The following is a 17,053-nucleotide window of genomic DNA, read 5'->3' on the forward strand; positions in this document are numbered from 1 at the left end:
TCTGGGGTATCCTGAGACACAATGACGCTCGATCCGATTCAACTGACGCGGCGCCTGATCGATATCGAATCGATTACGTACAACGAAGGCGCGGTAGGTACATTTCTCGCGGAGTTTCTGGCCGGGCGCGGTTTCGCTGTAGAACTCACGCCGGTAAAACAGCACGCCGAAAGCCGGTCAACGACTGAGCGTTTTAACGTGTATGCCGGATCGCCAGGCGAGACGCCGGATGTTGTTTTCTCGACGCATCTGGATACGGTTCCCCCTTTCATTCCAAGCAGCGAGGATGAGACTTACATCTATGGACGCGGCGCGTGCGACGCGAAGGGCATTATCGCGGCCCAGGTGGCGGCGGCTGAGCGTCTTCGAGATGCCGGCGTTAAAGTCGGCCTGCTCTTTGTTGTCGGTGAAGAGCGTGATTCCGCCGGCGCAAAGATTGCGAATGAGCAACCAAAGGGCAGCCGATTTCTGATCAATGGAGAGCCGACGGACAATCGGCTCGCGATCGCCTCCAAGGGCGCGTTACGGGTGATGATTCAGGCGAAGGGCAAGATGGCGCATTCGGCATATCCCGAACTTGGCGAGAGTGCGACGCATAAGTTAGTCGAGGTGCTGAACCGGTTGCTGAATATTCCGCTGCCGGTTGTGAAAGATATAGGCCCGAGTACATTGAATATCGGCTTGCTCGAAGGAGGGCGGGCGACGAATGTCATCGCCGACCACGCGGAGGCACAGTTGCTGATCCGTTTAGTTGGTCCGTCAGAGGAGACGCGTAAGGCGATTCTGGATGCCGCCGAAGGTTTGGCCGAAGTCGACTTTACCCTGGAGATTCCATTCATCCAGATGAGGCAGATCGATGGGTTGCCGAAAATGGTAGCTGCGTTTACCAGCGATGTTCCTGCGCTTATAAACTGGGGCGAGCCTGTGCTGCTGGGCCCGGGATCGATTCACGTAGCGCATACGCCGCATGAAAAGCTTGCCAAGCAGGAGCTTTGGGATGCGATTGATCTCTATGAGCAAGTTGCGATTCGCCTGGTGAGGTGACACCATGACGCGCTGGCGGCAGTGGGGCAAAGCGACGCGGGCCACTATGCTGGGCTGGGCGGTGGCTTTCCTGCTGACATCGCCGATCCAGGTGATCCAGGTGATTCGCAGTAGCGGGCATGATCTTCAGCTGATTCTGGCTGCGCTTGGTTTTGGGCTTTTCTTGTGGCTCGTGCTCACGCTCGCCGGCGTTCTTGTCGTCTGGCTTTGTGTTGTTTCTCCTATCGCACTTCTATGTTCCCGGGAGTGGCTGCTGCGGCATCGGTGCTGGGTCATTGCCGCGGCGATTGTTGCCGGGGTTCTGGCTGCCTGTTACATCTCTCATCTTTGGCTGTCTTTCGATCATGCTGGGGCCGGCACTATGAATTACTGGGCCGGGGTATGCTTTGCCGTCATCTTTCCCGGTGTGACGGTGTATCGGTATCTGCGCAGGCTGACTCCGCCATCCTAAGTGACGGTGTGGGCGGTTTTCGTCCGCATGCCGGCAGGCGATAGACTTTGAGAGATGAGTTCATACAATTCGCTCGAACATGCGGCATCTTCTTATCTGCGCTCTGCGATGCACCAGCCGGTGCGGTGGCATGAGTGGTCGACGGAGGCTTTCGCGCTGGCCGCGGAGGAAGACAAGCCTGTGCTTCTCGATATCGGCGCGGTGTGGTGCCATTGGTGTCATGTCATGGACCGCGAATCATATGAGGATGCCTCGCTGGCCGAGGTTATCAACGAGCACTTTGTCGCCGTAAAAGTGGATCGCGATGAGCGGCCAGATGTGGACAGCCGCTACCAGGCGGCGGTGCAGGCGATGAGTGGGCAGGGAGGATGGCCGCTGACGGCGATTCTCACTCCTGATGGCAGGCCGTTCTTCGGCGGCACATATTTTCCGCGAGACGACCGGTATGGCAGACCAGGCTTTGAGCGCGTGCTGCGTACGCTGGCCGATGTGTGGAAGAGCAAGCGTGGCGATGCGCTTGAAACTGCTGGCAGTGTGCTGGCGGCGATCGAGCATGGTGAAAGCTTCTCTGGGCGCGGCGGCTCGCTCGGGCTGGAATTGATCGACAAGCTGGCGGCGAGCGCGGTGAACCAGTTCGACCCGAGGAATGGCGGATTTGGCACCCAGCCAAAATTTCCGCATCCGGCGGCACTCGATCTGTTGATCGATCTCGCTTCCCGCACTGGCAATGAAGCGGCGAAGCAGGCTGCCGCTGTGACTCTGAGCAAGATGGCCGCCGGTGGGATCTACGATCATCTCGGCGGCGGGTTCCATCGCTACTCGGTGGATGACCGCTGGGTGGTGCCGCATTTCGAGAAGATGCTTTATGACAATGCGGAGCTGCTGAAGAACTATGTGCATGCCTTTCAGTCGTTCGTCGATCCGGAGTTTGCGCGCGTTGCCAAGGACATCGTGCGCTGGATGGATGAGTGGCTTACGGATCGGGAGCTGGGCGGCTTCTATGCTTCGCAGGATGCCGATGTTTCTCTGGATGACGATGGGGACTACTTTACTTGGACACTTGAAGAAGCTGCGGCTGTTTTGACGGAGAACGAGATGGCTGTCGCCGGATTGTTTTTCGATATCGGCGAGATGGGCGACATGCACCACAATCCGAAGAAGAATGTGCTGCATGTGAAATACACGGTGGATGAGGTTGCGCAGCGGCTCTCACGTAGCGTAGATGAAGTACGGCGTGATCTGGAGTCGGCAAAGAAAAAATTGTATGCGGCGCGGTTGCTGAGAACGACTCCGTTTGTGGATAAGACCATCTATACGAGCTGGAACGCACTCGCCGTTTCTGCCTACTTAGAGGCGTCTCAGGTGTTGCAATTGGCTGCTCCGCGGGATTTTGCGCTGAAGACGCTGGATCGCATTCTCCGCGAAGGCTGGAGCACTGAGGTAGGACTGGCGCATGTGATTGCTTATTCGGATCAGCAGCAGGCGCGACAACGGGTGGCCGGCGTTCTGGACGACTACGCGTTTCTGGTGCATGCCTGCGTGGATGCATGGCAGGCTACCGGGGAGATGCGTTACTACAACGTCGCGATGGAGCTTGGCGATGCGATGGTGGCTCGTTTCTACGATGCTACTGGCGGCGGATTCTTCGATACCGAGACTCCGACCGGCGAGGTGCTTGGCGCTCTGGTTGCGCGCCGCAAGCCGCTGCAGGATACTCCGACTCCGGCGGGTAATCCGTCAGCTGCGGCTGCACTACTGCGGCTGGAGGCGCTGAGCGGGCGGGAGGATTTTCGCGAGAAGGCTGAGGATACGCTGGAGCATTTTGGCGGCATTGTTGAGCACTTCGGCCTGTATGCCGGGACGTATGGGCTGGCACTGGCGCGACTGCTGCTGGCTCCGGTGCAGGTTGTGGTGATCGGGAGCGACGAGCATGCTCCGCAATTGGCAGCCATGGCTACGGCGCGTTACGCGGTGAACAAGAGCGTCATTGCCTTGCGACGTGAACAGGTGCTGGCCGAGAATCTTCCTCCGGTGCTGGCCGAGACGCTGCCCGCGTTACCTATGTTGCGAGAGCAGGGAAGTTTCGCGGTTGTCTGCCAAGGCAATAGCTGCCAGCCTCCTACCCGGAATGCTGAGGAATTGTTGCGGGAGCTCAGCGGGGTCTGAGCCTTCTTCTGCTTGGACGGAGATTGTTTATTTTCAGCGGTTTACATCGGTGCATGTAAACCGCTAAGTAAATAGTCGCGTTTTTTTGCATCTCTATCCAGGATGGCAAATTGAAGCGTAATGCTCTTTTCATTGGTCGTTGTAACGAATATTATTCGGCTTCCTTCTGGAATGACGGTACCGCTAAGGATTTCACTAGCTTGCAGGACTGAAAGAAGCAGGCCTTGCTGTGCAAGGCTTCGCACGGACTTGTCCGTGCGGGTCCTTCGACTTCGTGCTTCGCACTCCGCTCAGAATGACGGTTCTTGAGCGCGCAATGGGTTGCGTGCCCGGGATGATCGCGAGAGTATTACATGCCTTCGCCGGTAAAGGGGTTGATCTCGTTTGGTTTGGCGGTGGTGGGGTCGATGGCCACGACTTTGGATCCGGCTTCGGTAATTTGCAGGCTGGTGGGGCCTTTTGAGCCATAGACGCGGAGAGGATCGCCGGGGAGCATTCCGTGTTCGGCGAGGGCGATGCGGATGCGTCGCTGGGTTTCGCGCATGGCGGCCCATTGCTGGTCAGCCTTGGTCTTGAGCTGTACGGGATAGATGACCTGCGAGCCTTTGATGTTATCAACGCCAAGCAGAACCGGATCACTAATGAAGACGTCTTTGTAGGCAGGATCATTGCGGACGCCCAGTGCTACTTCCTTGAGCAGAGCGAGCACTTCGTCGGGGCTGGCGGAAAAATCGACCGAGACATTAATCGTGGCGACGGAGTAGTCGCGAGTAAGATTGGCGACGGTGGTGATCTGGGAATTGGGTATGACGTACAGTGTTCCGTCGCCGTCGCGCACGGTAGTTTTACGCAGAGAGAGCGATTCGACAATACCAGTGAGGCCGGCGAGACGGACCTTGTCGCCGACGTTGTACTGGTCTTCGACAAGAATGAGGACGCCGTTGAGGCAATCTTTTACTATTGTCTGCGCAGCAAGGCCGATGGCAACGCCGGCGACTCCGGCGCTGGCGAGTAGTGGCTCAAGTTTAAAACCGAGCAGCGGCAGCACTTCGAGAGCGGCGAGGAAGACGATGAAACCGATGCCGGTGGCGCGAATGACGGACGTGAGCGTCCGCACCTGCGCGAGCCGCGCGCCGCTGGCGGAATGGCGTTCGGTGACGCGTACGATGCGGTGTGTAATGGCTTTGAGGACGCGGACCATGATCCAGGCAAAGACAGCGGTGACGGCGATTTTCGGGAGTACCCGGTAGGCGAAGTCCAATACGTCGTTGAAGAACTTGGCGTCGAGCCGGGAGAGAGGTCCACCGGGAGCGGGAAACGAGAGTGCAAAATGCATATACATAATGACCATAACCACTGTTTCTATAATGATCTGATGCGATGTTTCGATGCGAGTCTGTACTGGCTCCGATTGCTTGCCGTGGTGATAATTTTCGGTGGCGCCCTTTCCTCAACGCAGGCCCAGGTCCAGCCACAGCCCGTTCCGGCGCCACGCATTCCGGGCTCGCCTGCACAGGCTCCCAATTCCAGCGATGAAAACGATCAAGACCCGATGGCGCACCGCGCCATGGTGCAACAGGCGCAAAGACGAAATGAGCTTCGACAGCAGGATATCGTGAAGGATACCGATAAGCTATTTTCACTGGCGCAGGAGTTGAAGACCGAGGTGGATAAAAGCAATAAAAATGAGATGTCAGTCTCAGTAATCAAGAAGGCAGAGGAAATTGAGAAGCTGGCAAAGTCAGTGAAGGAAAAGATGAAGGGAAACTAGCTGCCTGAATTTTGCTTCGCCAGACGGAAGACGGATCGTATGATGTTTCGATAACCCGGGAACAGTTACGGTTGTTGCAGTGGCTTGTTGTGATCACACTCTCAACGGAGGTCGCATGTCAGCAGAAACACTCAGCAACACTCTCAAACGTGGAACCGGGCTGGCGATTGTCTGGGCCCTAGTTCTGATTCTTTGCGGCATTATCTCTCTTGCATTGCCAATCATGGCTGGAATCAGTGTGGCCATCGTCATTTCCATCCTGATTATGATTTCGGGTGTCATTCATTTGACGACTGCCGCAGTAGCCGGAAGCCTGGGTGGTTATCTCTGGCGGACGCTGGTCGGGATTGCTTACATCGTCGGCGGCGTCTGGCTTTTCATGCATCCGGTTCTGGGACTGGTGTCATTCACGCTGGTGCTCGGCCTCATCTTCCTGATCGAAAGCGTGTTTGCGATCATCAGTTACTTCCCGATGCGGAGCGTAGGCGGTTCGTCGTGGCTGCTTTTCGACGGCATTATCACCTTCATCCTGGCGTCTCTTGTCCTTGCTCATTGGCCTTCGAGCTCAGCCTGGGCAATTGCGACGATTGTCGGCGTGAACCTGATTCTCAGCGGCGTTTCGCGGTTGATGGCGCAGTTTGCGCTGCGGCGCGTTGCCGGAGCGCTTGCGTAAGAGCGCGTGAGTTGCGGACATTTTGTGATCTGCCTATAAGAGGGCAAGACGTTGCGGGCATTGGCCGATACGCAACGCAATCTTCATCAAACTGGCGTAGGATGTTCCGTTGACCTAACAGAAACAACAGGAGCATCCTCACATGGCCACTGCTACCACCACCGTTCTCGCCAAAGCTGTTACAGGCGGCAGTTTCCTCATTGAAGAACGCCAGCCAGCCGATGTTTTTACGCCTGAAGATTTTTCTGACGAACAGAGACAGATTGCCGAAACCGCGGCGCAATTTGCGGCGAATGAAGTCCTTCCCGCCGCAGATGAGATTGAAGCGAAACATTTTGATGTGACGCGTGGCCTGCTGAAAAAAGCCGGTGACCTGGGATTGATGGCGGTCGATGTTCCGGAAGAGTATGGTGGGCTGGCGATGGATAAGGTGACGTCGGCGATTATTGCGGACCGGATGTCGGTGCTGGCCAGCTTTTCAGTTGCCTTCAGTGCACATGTCGGCATCGGTACGCTGCCTATTGTCTGGTATGGGACGGACGCGCAGAAGGAGAAGTATCTTCCGAAGCTGGCGAGCGGCGAGTGGATCGCGGCTTACGCGCTGTCGGAGGCGTCGTCCGGTTCCGATGCGATGAATATTCGGACGCGTGCTGTGCTCTCGGAAGACGGCAAGCACCATGTTCTGAACGGCGAGAAGATGTGGATTACGAACGCGGGCTTTGCCGATCTTTACACGGTATTCGCAAAGATTGCCGATCCCAACGATCCTGAATCGAAGAGTGCGAAGATGTCGGCGTTTTTGATTGAGCGCAATACGCCGGGGCTGACGGTGGGCGCGGAGGAGCACAAGCTGGGGATACGCGGGTCGTCGACCTGTCCGCTAATTCTGTCTGACTGCACGGTGCCTGTCGAAAACCTGCTGGGCGAAGCAGGGAAGGGACATCACATTGCGTTCAACATTCTCAACATTGGACGCTTCAAGCTGGGAGCGGCCTGCGTGGGCGGCGCTCGGACTTCTCTGGCTAACGGCATCAAGTATGCGAAAGAGCGCAAGGCTTTTGGGAAGTCGATTGGCGAGTTTGGGCTGATTCAGCAGAAGCTTGCAGATTCGACGGCGCGCATTTTTGTGGGCGAGGCGATGACATACCGGACGGTGGGCATGATCGATGCTGCGTTGGCTTCGATCCCGGAGGGTGAGGCGCACAACTCGCGTGAGATACAGAAGCGCATTGAGGAATACGCGGTGGAGTGCTCGATTCTGAAGGTGTGGGGATCGGAGATGCTGGATGCGGTGGTGGATCATGTTGTCCAGATCTACGCGGGGTACGGCTATGTGGAGGAATATCCGGCAGAGCGGGCGTACAGGGACTCGCGCATCAATCGAATTTTTGAAGGAACGAACGAGATCAACCGGCTTATTATTACCGGTTTTCTGATGAAGCGGGCGATGACGGGACAGGTGCCGCTGCTGGCCGCGATCAAGCAGCTAATGGATGAAGTGATGTCGCCGCCTTCGCCAAATTTTGATGATGCGGCGGAGGACGCGCTTGGGCGTGAAGCTGCGATGCTTGTGAACGCGAAGAAGCTGACACTTCTGGCTGCGGGAGCTGCAAGCCAGAAGTACATGAACTCGCTTGCGGACCAGCAGGAAATTATGGCCGATCTGGCGGATATGCTGATGGAGATTTACGCGGTGGAGTCGGCGATTTTGCGGGCGCGTAAGATGGGCAGCCATGCTGCGGCGATTGCGGCGACACAATACTACGCCGCGCATGCAATGACGATTCTTGAACCGGCGGCACGACGGGTACTGGCTGCGGTAGCCGAGGGCGATATGCTGCGGACGCAGCTGGCGATTCTGCGGCGGCTGGTGAAACATGAGCCGGCGGATACGATCGCGATTGGCCGCGAACTGGCTCGAACTGCGCTCGATGCGGGAAAATATCCGCTCTGAGCATTAGTCGATTGCGTAAGTGCTGACGATGGTGTCGACGATGTGGCGTCCAATGGCCAAGGAGGCAGTGGCTGCTGGCGAAGGGACATTGCAGACATGAACGATGCCATCGGTGTAGGCGAAGCGAAAATCATCAACCAATTTGCCGTCGATATCGAGAGCCTGAGCGCGGACACCTGAGCCGCCGGGTACCAGGTCGTCTCCGGTTAGTTCCGGCATGAGACGCTGCAGTGCGCGGACGAAGGCGGCCTTGCTCCAGGAGCGATTGTATTCCCCGACAGACGTGCGCCAGTATTTTGCGGCCATGATCCAGAATCCGGGGAAAGTGACACTCTCAAATAAGTCGCGCGGCCGGAAGGATGTCTTCGAATAGCCTTCGCGCTTGAGGGCGAGGACGGCGTTGGGACCTGCTTCTACGCCGCCTCCGATGCGCCGGGTGAAGTGCACGCCGAGGAAGGGAAATCGCGGATCGGGTACCGGGTAGATGAGGCCCTTGACGTAGTGATGCTTTTCCGGGGCGAGGTCGTAGTATTCGCCGCGAAACGGGATGATGGCGAGATCGAGCTTGGCATTTGCTAGGCGGCTGATGCGATCGCTGTGCAGACCGGCGCAGTTGATGACGAGATCGGCTTCGACCGGGCCTTGTGTAGTTTCGACGATGGTGCTGCTGCCGTTTCGTTTGAGGCCGGTGACTTCGTGCGAGAGGCGGATTGTCCCACCGGCGGCGGTAATGAGTTCGGCGTATTTCTGTGCGACGCGGGAGTAATCGACGATGCCGGTGCTGGGAACGTGGATACCCTGAATTCCGGCAGCATGCGGCTCTATCTCGCGAATCTCGCCGGCGTGGAGCATACGGAGGCCTTCGAGGCCATTGCCTTGGCCGCGGAGGTAAAGCTCCTTGAGACGGGGCAGCTCGTCATCGCTGGTCGCGACAATGACTTTACCGCAGATTTCATAGGGGATTTCGTTCTGCTGGCAAAAATTGATCATCGCCTTTGCGCCCTCGACGCAGAGAAGGGCTTTGAGGCTGCCGGGCTTGTAGTAGATGCCGGAGTGGATAACACCGCTGTTGTGGCTGGTCTGATGACGCGCTACGGCTGCTTCCTTTTCGATGATGCTGAGGGCGATGCCGGGAAAGCGGCGCGTGAGTTCAAGGCCGGTTGCGAGTCCGACGATTCCGCCGCCAATGATGGCAATTGTGTTTGGTGCCTTAGGCATAGGTTTGTAACAGCAACAGGCTCAAATAGAGGGAGGATTTATTCGGAAGCGGCGCGCAAGGTGGTGCCATTTGGCCGCTGGCTCGGGCTTCGGAGCGGCGTCGGGCCAGCCTTCTGGCTCTTCTTGAGCCATTCGGTGGCCAGCTGCTCTGCTTCGAGGAGCTGCTCCATGGTAAGCGCTTTGCCTACGCTCTTGCTGGTGCGGGAAATCTGATGGCCTGCGATGAGATACCACTTATAAGCCTGGATGAGGTCTTTTGCGTCAGTGCGGCGGGTCCAGTAGTAGCGGGCGAGCTCAAGCTGCGCGGCGGGCACGCCCTGCTCGGCAGCGCGTTCGTATCCGACGAGGATGGAGGCGTTCTGCAGATCCTTACCCGCGTCTGTGGGGGCAGGCTCAGAAGGACTGGTGCGGCTGAGCGTCATAAACAACAGTTCCACGCGGCTGGAGACGCCGAGCTTGTCGTAGACGCGGAAGAGGTAGTTCTTGACGGTGTGTTCGCTTAGAGTGAGCTGCTTTGCGATTTCGCGATTGGTTAAGCCCTGGGCGACACAGGTGACAACTTCCATCTCGCGTTTCGAGAGCTGGTCAATGCTCTGGGCGAGCGCGGCTGAGGGATTGGGAGAGGTAGCCAGAGCTTCGACGACGAGGCCCATCTGTTCGCTGTTCGCCCATATCTGGCCCTGGTGGACTCGCCTGATGCATTTGCTGAGGGTTTCGATCGAATCCTGCCGGCTGAGAACGCCGCGAGCTCCAGCGCGAAAGGCGCCGAGGACGGATTCGGAGCGGGAAGTGTCCAGCAAAAGGACAGCGCGAAGATTCGGGTGCGAGGAGTGCAGTTGCCTCAGAATCTCGAAACCGCTGTCGGGCTGGCCGTTCAGGTCGGAACTGACAAGGAGAACATCGGCGCCCGGTAAATCAATCCGCGAGACAAGTTCCTGCGCATCGGTGCTGATCACTTCCAGATCGCCGTCGCGTCTGAGCGCGTCGGCGAGGAGCTGAGTGTGCAGCCGAGTGTCGTCGGCTACGAAAACCCGGATCGATATCTCTGCAGTCCTTGCGGACGTGATTCTACTCATGAAACCTCGATACCACTTCAGACAGATTCGCGGGGGAGTTGGGTGATGCCGGGATCAAACTGAGGTTGCATCATACAACTCATGGGAGACGAATGTTTCCACCCTCCACCAGATCGTGCAATCAAGACGAATGATTGCGGATGTGTCAAAAAGCTGCATGATGCATTCATCATCACATGTGGCAAGAGGTAAGTCTATATATTTTGCGGCAAATACACGGATTTCCAGAACGTAAAATTGTATGAAAAATTGAGCATGATGCGTAGAAAAACATTGTTTTCATACGTCTATAGGTTCGCGGCAGCCGTGTTGATAATGATTTCGGCGATGCGATTGATGAGAATATCGTCTCTAAGTCATATTCCTCCAGAGACAAGCTAAAAGTTTCTATTCAAGTGGAGACATGCGGCCACTGAGATGATATGCCTCTTGCAGCCTTTTGCACCCACTTGTAAGCTGGGTCTCACTTAGGGCACTGGCTGTGCAAACAGCTGCCTACCCCCTGCCCGAGTTCCCCCGTACTTCTTGCTGGATCTGTTGCGGCGATGGTATGTCCACTGGCTGCATTCGAAAATCACGCATACTGAGCTATTCAGGATTGCGTCGTTTTGCCGAAGTTATAAGGGTCATGAAGATGTGACTCAGAGGGCGAAGCTGTATGTCTGCGCCGAAAGTACTGATTGCTGATCGAATTTAGGTCAGCCCTGGCGAGCAACGAACACGGGTCCTGGTCGCACTATCAAGCAATGCTGAAGTTAAGAGTCATCAAGATGTGACTCAGAGGGCGAAGCTACGCATATGTAGCCGCGCTGATCGAAAACAGTACAGATCGGCGGCGATCCGACATTGGCAAGCCGCATTGTTCGTTGTAGATAAATTTTTTACTGGGAACAGCCAAGAGAGGGAAAACAGATGAGCACCAATCAGCAGGTGTGGGGGTTTCCAGATTCGGCTGCCGCAGTCGGCAAAGATATCGACAACTGGTACGCGGTGATGACGCGAGCGCGACACGAGAAGGTCGTGGCCCAACGGCTAGAAGAGAAGGGTGTACATACTTTTTTGCCGACCGTCACTGAAGTGCATCGATGGCGCGACCGCAAGAAGGCCGTAGAGCTTCCCTTATTCAGTTGTTATCTATTTGTAAAGCTGATGCCCAGCAATGAAGAGCGCCAACGGGTGCTGCGGGTGGACAGCGTATTAGGTTTTGTGGGGAATGCAATCGGAGGATCGCCGATTCCAGACGAACAGATTGACGCTGTTCGGATCGTGGTGAATGGGCAGGTACCTTATTCAGATCATCCTTATCTCGAAGTGGGCCAGCGTGTGCGTATCCACAGCGGCGCCCTGAATGGCATGGAAGGCATACTCGTATCGCGCAAGGGTGATCGCAAGCTGATCATTTCTGTGGATGCGATGCAGAGATCCCTCGCCGTCCAAATCGACGGTTACGACGTCGAACCAATCTAAAACTTCTTTCAATCCATTGATTACTTCTAACAGTCAGGGCCTATTTGTGAAAAAAACTATCGACGCAGCACGGCTTCTTGTCGTGAGTCACGACTCGGCCGTTCTACGTCCACTCGGGCTTCTCGGCGAATCGAACTGCTGGCATTTTGAAAATGCCGCGAGCGTATGGGAAGCGATGGAGCGGGTGCAATCGGCAACAGCGCCCGACCTGCTCCTGCTTGATTTGCCTCCCGGGGATGAAGACGGACTGCATATTCTGCGCTGGCTGCGACGGCTACGGCCGGAACTGCCGGTGATCCTGATCGGCCATCCGGAAGACGACAGCCGGAAACAGGAAGCCATCCGTATGGGCGCATGGGACTATCTGATCCGCCCTTTCGATGAACGACAGTTGGAAATGACGATCTGGCACCATCTTTCTCAATCGCGTGAAGATTTCGAGCCCGATATCACTAGCGATGATGTAGAACTCGTGGGCGAAGACAATTTCTTTATCGGAATCAGCCCGGTGATGCGGAAGCTGCGCGCGCAGGCCGCTCTGCTGGCTGGTGCGAACGTGCCGGTTTTGATTCTGGGTGAGAGCGGCAGCGGCAAAGAGACGACAGGCCGGCTGATCCATAAACTATCAGTACGGTCCGCCTTCGAATTTGCAAAGGTAAATTGCGCAGCATTACCCGGCGAACTTCTGGAGCGCGAGCTTTTCGGATATCAGCGGGACGGCGTAAGCAAGACGGGCAAGCTCGAGCTTTGCGAAAAGGGCGCGATTCTGCTGAACGAAATTACAGAAATGCCGATGGAGTTGCAGGCAAACCTGTTACAGGTGCTGACGCAGAAGCGGTTTACGCGGCCGGGAAGCCACACGCAAATCGACGTGGATATTCGCATCATGGCCTCAAGCACGGTAAATATCGAACGCGCCATTTCCGAAAAGAGACTCCGTGAGGATCTTTACTACAGACTGAGCGCTTACACGATTCATGTGCCGCCGCTGCGCGACCGGCGCGACGAGCTTACGCTGTTGTCTCGCCATTTTATGCATCATCTTGCCCGGCACTACGGAGTGGCTCCGCGGGATTTTGCGCCAGCCATTCTTGATGCCTGCCAGACCTATGCATGGCCCGGGAATCTCCGCGAACTGGAGAATTTCGTCAAGCGCTATATGGTTGCGGGCGATACGGAACTGGCGTTTGAAAATCTTCATGCCGATGGCAATGGAAAGAGCCACAACGGTACAAATGGCCACACGAATTCGTCGTCGCGGGATGCACACCTCCGCGAGAACGGAAACGGTTCGGATTCATTGAAGTCTCTGGTTCAGGGCATCAAGCTCGAGGCCGAGAAAAACGCAATCGCCGCAGCGCTGGAGAAGACGGGATGGAACCGAAAGGCCGCCGCCCGGCTACTCAAGGTTAGCTATCGGACACTCTTGTACAAGATCGAGCAGTACCAGATGCGAGCAACCGACTCCTCTACACTTCTGGGCCGTCCAGGGCTCCGGAGCAGCAGGGGGATCGGGCTTGGATTCCGCGGCGATGACAGGAAGGAATAACCAGGGTCACGGAAATACAGGCACGCTTTCCGGATCATCGACAGGATTTCCGTTATGAGAAACAGAGCTTTTCACCGTTCGATCGCAATCAGCTTCGGATTCATACTTCTCGCTGCTGCGCTGCTGGCGCAGACGCCAGCTCCGAATCAGAGCGATAAACAGTTGAACGCAACGGCTGCCGGAGTTGCGCAGCCGATGGCGTCGGCCGCGAATCAACCGCACGATAACACCTTCATCATCGGCAACGACGACGTTTTGTCGATCAACGTGTGGAAGGAGCCGGATATTTCGCGCTCCATTCCGGTGCGTTCGGATGGAAAGATTTCTCTGCCGCTTGTAGGCGAGGTGCAGGCTACTGGCCGAACCCCGCTGCAGCTGGAGACTGAGATCGCCGGCAAGCTTAAAGCTTACATTGCGGTCCCCGAAGTCACCGTCATGGTGCAGCAGATCAACAGCGAAAAGTTCAACATCCTGGGACAGGTAGTAAAGCCGGGAGCATATCCGCTGACAAATGGATCGACGATTCTGGATGCGATTGCGACGGCCGGCGGCTTCCGCGACTTTGCCAAGAAAAAAGGTGTCTACGTTCTGCGCCAAGGGGGTGGCTCTGGTGAGGAGCATCTGGCTTTCAACTACAACGATGTGATCAAGGGTAAGAATCTTGAGCAGAACGTGAAGCTGAAGGCGGGTGACACCATTATCGTGCCGTGAGGGTTGAGCTTATGTTTTCACGAATCTATTTAAGCCTGTTTTTACTCGCGGCGATTCCAGTGCAATCTCAAGTTGCGCCGAGCGCTACGGGAGCTGCGGCAGGCGACGCAAGCATGCAGACTCCTCCTCCGGTCAGCGACGATAGTTATCCGACAGAAGTTGGCGCGGAAACACGCTCTAATTATCTGAACGCAGGGCTAACTGTAACCAGCGGTTATGTCAGCAACGTAGCGGTGGGCGCCAGCGAAAAACCGGTGGGTGATATGGCCTCCTCGATTCGGCCTACGATCTCGCTGGATCAAACAACTTCGCGGCTGCACCAGGCATTTACTTACAGCCCCGGATTTACTTTTTATAACAAAACAAGCGAACTGAACCAGGCGGACCAAGACCTCGCTGCGAACATGCAGTATCGGTTCAGTCCACACATCACGGGCAGTGTGCACGAGGAATTCAGGAAAAGCTCCAACGCCTTCAGCTACGGGATCGATCCTTCTGGTGTTTCGGGCTCGGCACAAACGCCACAGTCTGCCATTGTGGCCCCGGTTGGAGATCAGCTTACAAATGTGACGAGCGCCCAGCTTACTTACCAGTATTCGAGAAATGAGATGCTCGGCGGATCGGGAATCTTCTCAATTCTGCGCTATGGCGATTCAAGCCAGCTTCCGGGATTTTCTGATTCCGATTGGAAGTCGGGGTCGGCCTTTTATTCTCGCCGTTTGTCAACGGGACAATATCTCGGGGCGACGTATCAATATTCAAATATTGTTGCTTCTTCACCTGTCTCTTTAAATGGCGTTAATACAACAGTGGAGGGCACGACACAAACGCAGTCGATGCTGTTCTTTTTTACGACGTACTTCAATCGGAGCGTTTCGCTGTCGGTCTCGGGTGGACCGCAACATTCAGATATCACTCAAGCACCGCTGCCTGACGAGAAGTCCTGGTCGCCGGCCGTATTGACGAGCCTGGGCTGGCAGACGCGCCATACGAGTCTAGCCGCAGGATATACGCACGTGACAACTGCAGGCGGGGGGCTGATGGGAGCCTACCACGCAGACAGTGCAAATCTGGCGGCCCGCTGGCAGCTATCGCGGACGTGGACTTTTGCCGCAAGCGGGAGTTACATGAATACGAGCAATATAAGCAAAGCGGTCGAGAGCTCGAATCCGAGTGGGCATACACTTACAGGCACGATAAGCGCGCAACATCCACTTGGTGAAAAGTTCCGCATGGAACTTGGGTACACGCGTCTGCATCAGAGCTACGACAGCATCGCTTATATCGCCAACACACCTGATGTAAGCCACGTTTACTTTTCATTGTCCTATCAATTCACAAAGCCGTTGGGTAGATAACCATGGAAGTCTCCGAAGAGCCGAAAACACAACCGTTTGATCTGCAGAAATATGTGGATATCGCGCGTCGACGCCACATGTTTTTCCTTCTGCCGCTGCTGATGGCATGGCTTGCGGTGTGGTGCATCGGATGGGTTTTGCCATCGACATATAAGTCGAGCACGCTGATTCTGGTGGAACCACCAACGATGCCGAAGGAATATGTGAAGCCGAATGTGGGCGAAGATCTGCAGGACCGGCTGGCGAGTATCTCGCAACAGATCTTGAGCCGTACGCGGCTGCTGCTGATCATCGACCGACTGGACCTGTACAGCACGGGCCGCAAGAAGATGTCTCCGGATGACAAGGTTAACCGGATGCGGAAGGATATTGATATCGAGTTGGTGCGTGACGCGCAGGACAACCAGATAACGGCGTTCAAGATTTCTTATACGGCGCGCAATGGGAGAATCGCGCAGCAGGTAACGGGAGAGCTGAGCGACCTGTATATCAACGCGAACCTGGCAGTTCGGCAGCACGAATCGGAAGGCACGACAAATTTTCTGGAAAGCCAGTTAGACCAGGCCCGGGTGGCTCTTGCACAACAGGAAGAAGAGATTCGACAGTACAAAGGACAGCATGTAGGAGAATTACCTGGCCAGCAGGCGGCAAATCTGCAGATTCTGAGCGGATTGCAGGCGCAGCTTGGAAATGAGCAGGAGGCGCTTGGCACTGCTCAACAGCAGCGCATTTATCTACAGAGCCTGATCAGCCAATACCGCACGCTGCAAGGCGGAGGCAAGGCTGGAGATGGAAGTCCGACGAGGCTACCAGTTATCGAAGCTGAGCTCGATCGACTGAGGGCCCAACTTGCAGATCTGAGTGCTCACTATACCGATCAGTATCCGGATATTCGGAACCTGAAAGTGCAGATCGCAAAGACGGAAAAGGTCAGAGCTGATCTCATTGCTGAGTTGCATAAGCAAAGTACGGCCCCTCAGGCAGATGGCGGAGCGGGAGCTCATGATTTGGCCGACGCAACGCAGAACCCGGCACTCCTCCAGATGCAGGGACAACTGCACGCAAACCAGATGGAAATTGGAAACCGTGAAAGGGCGGTCGTAGATCTGAAGAATAAGATAGGCGACTACCAGGTTCGGTTGAATCAAGAACCGATTCGCGAGCAGCAAATGGCGGATCTGACGCGTGGATATGACCAATCAAAAGCCAACTACGACGAGTTGTTGAAAAAGAAGAATGAGTCGCAGATGGCGACCAGCATGGAGCAGCTCGAGCAAGGAGAGCGCTTCAGAGTGCTCGATCCTCCGAGTCTGCCGCTAAAGCCTGATTTCCCAAACCGCCTGAAGTTCTGCGTAATGGGAGTCGGCGCAGGTATGATGTTCGGGCTGATCGTCGCAGGCGGCCTTGAATTTATTGACGATCGCATCTACAGCGAAAAAGAAATCAAGAACCTGCTGCCCACGGCGGTCATATCTGAAATTCCGGAAATTGCCAGTCCAGGCGATGAGCGGAAGAGCAAAACGCGGGCGGTAATAGGGTGGGGTACGGCGGGGCTTGTCTTCGTGGTGATTCTTGCCGGATCCGCATTTAACTATCTTCACAGCTGATCTGTAGT

The 17,053-nt window shown here is 55.9% G+C and carries 14 protein-coding genes; 11 read left to right on the plus strand and 3 right to left on the minus strand.

From position 1 onward, the window contains the following. Positions 1-21 precede the first annotated feature (21 nt). Genes GSQ86_RS02985 through GSQ86_RS02995 form a run of 3 tightly spaced genes read left to right on the plus strand, consistent with a single transcriptional unit; the run spans position 22 to position 3,661 of the window. Entirely contained in the window at positions 22-1,044 is a 1,023-nt protein-coding gene (locus GSQ86_RS02985; protein ID WP_158748477.1) for a M20/M25/M40 family metallo-hydrolase, read from the plus strand. A gap of 4 nt (positions 1,045-1,048) precedes the next feature. Further along, positions 1,049-1,495, plus strand: a complete 447-nt coding sequence (locus GSQ86_RS02990) for a hypothetical protein (RefSeq protein WP_158748478.1) — start codon at positions 1,049-1,051, stop codon at positions 1,493-1,495. A gap of 54 nt (positions 1,496-1,549) precedes the next feature. Then, entirely contained in the window at positions 1,550-3,661 is a 2,112-nt protein-coding gene (locus GSQ86_RS02995) for a thioredoxin domain-containing protein (RefSeq protein WP_158748479.1), read from the plus strand. Between the two features lie 349 nt (positions 3,662-4,010). Here GSQ86_RS02995 and GSQ86_RS03000 read toward each other — a convergent pair whose 3' ends face one another. Further along, the gene (locus tag GSQ86_RS03000; protein ID WP_158748526.1) at positions 4,011-5,003 is read right to left on the minus strand and encodes a mechanosensitive ion channel family protein; all 993 of its coding nucleotides are present in this window, start codon (positions 5,001-5,003) and stop codon (positions 4,011-4,013) included. 33 nt (positions 5,004-5,036) lie between these two features. On the opposite strand from GSQ86_RS03000, the gene GSQ86_RS03005 reads away from it, so the two are divergent. From GSQ86_RS03005 to GSQ86_RS03015, 3 genes are all read left to right on the plus strand, one after another. Then, the gene (locus GSQ86_RS03005; RefSeq protein WP_158748480.1) at positions 5,037-5,432 is read left to right on the plus strand and encodes a hypothetical protein; all 396 of its coding nucleotides are present in this window, start codon (positions 5,037-5,039) and stop codon (positions 5,430-5,432) included. 115 nt (positions 5,433-5,547) lie between these two features. Beyond that, positions 5,548-6,105, plus strand: a complete 558-nt coding sequence (locus GSQ86_RS03010; RefSeq protein ID WP_158748481.1) for an HdeD family acid-resistance protein — start codon at positions 5,548-5,550, stop codon at positions 6,103-6,105. Positions 6,106-6,247: 142 nt separating this feature from the next. Beyond that, a complete protein-coding gene (locus GSQ86_RS03015; RefSeq protein WP_158748482.1) occupies positions 6,248-8,059 on the plus strand; it encodes an acyl-CoA dehydrogenase family protein in 1,812 nt (603 codons plus the stop codon). A gap of 3 nt (positions 8,060-8,062) precedes the next feature. On the opposite strand, the gene lhgO is transcribed toward GSQ86_RS03015, so the two are convergent. Together lhgO and GSQ86_RS03025 are read right to left on the minus strand one after the other, a co-directional pair. Then, the gene (gene lhgO / locus GSQ86_RS03020; protein WP_158748483.1) at positions 8,063-9,277 is read right to left on the minus strand and encodes an L-2-hydroxyglutarate oxidase; all 1,215 of its coding nucleotides are present in this window, start codon (positions 9,275-9,277) and stop codon (positions 8,063-8,065) included. A gap of 38 nt (positions 9,278-9,315) precedes the next feature. Then, the gene (locus GSQ86_RS03025; protein WP_158748484.1) at positions 9,316-10,353 is read right to left on the minus strand and encodes a LuxR C-terminal-related transcriptional regulator; all 1,038 of its coding nucleotides are present in this window, start codon (positions 10,351-10,353) and stop codon (positions 9,316-9,318) included. Positions 10,354-11,265: 912 nt separating this feature from the next. Here GSQ86_RS03025 and GSQ86_RS03030 point away from each other — a divergent pair. From GSQ86_RS03030 to GSQ86_RS03050, 5 genes are read left to right on the plus strand one after another with little or no spacing between them, the layout of a single operon-like run. Continuing rightward, the gene (locus tag GSQ86_RS03030) at positions 11,266-11,820 is read left to right on the plus strand and encodes a UpxY family transcription antiterminator (RefSeq protein ID WP_158748485.1); all 555 of its coding nucleotides are present in this window, start codon (positions 11,266-11,268) and stop codon (positions 11,818-11,820) included. Positions 11,821-11,866: 46 nt separating this feature from the next. Continuing rightward, entirely contained in the window at positions 11,867-13,369 is a 1,503-nt protein-coding gene (locus GSQ86_RS03035; RefSeq protein ID WP_158748486.1) for a sigma-54 dependent transcriptional regulator, read from the plus strand. A gap of 54 nt (positions 13,370-13,423) precedes the next feature. Further along, a complete protein-coding gene (locus tag GSQ86_RS03040) occupies positions 13,424-14,080 on the plus strand; it encodes a polysaccharide biosynthesis/export family protein (RefSeq protein ID WP_158748487.1) in 657 nt (218 codons plus the stop codon). Positions 14,081-14,091: 11 nt separating this feature from the next. Then, positions 14,092-15,438, plus strand: a complete 1,347-nt coding sequence (locus tag GSQ86_RS03045; protein ID WP_158748488.1) for a hypothetical protein — start codon at positions 14,092-14,094, stop codon at positions 15,436-15,438. A 2-nt stretch (positions 15,439-15,440) separates the two neighbouring features. Beyond that, a complete protein-coding gene (locus GSQ86_RS03050; protein ID WP_158748489.1) occupies positions 15,441-17,045 on the plus strand; it encodes a hypothetical protein in 1,605 nt (534 codons plus the stop codon). Positions 17,046-17,053: the final 8 nt, after the last annotated feature.

This window comes from Acidobacterium sp. S8, from assembly GCF_009765985.1.
GTDB lineage: Bacteria > Acidobacteriota > Terriglobia > Terriglobales > Acidobacteriaceae > Alloacidobacterium.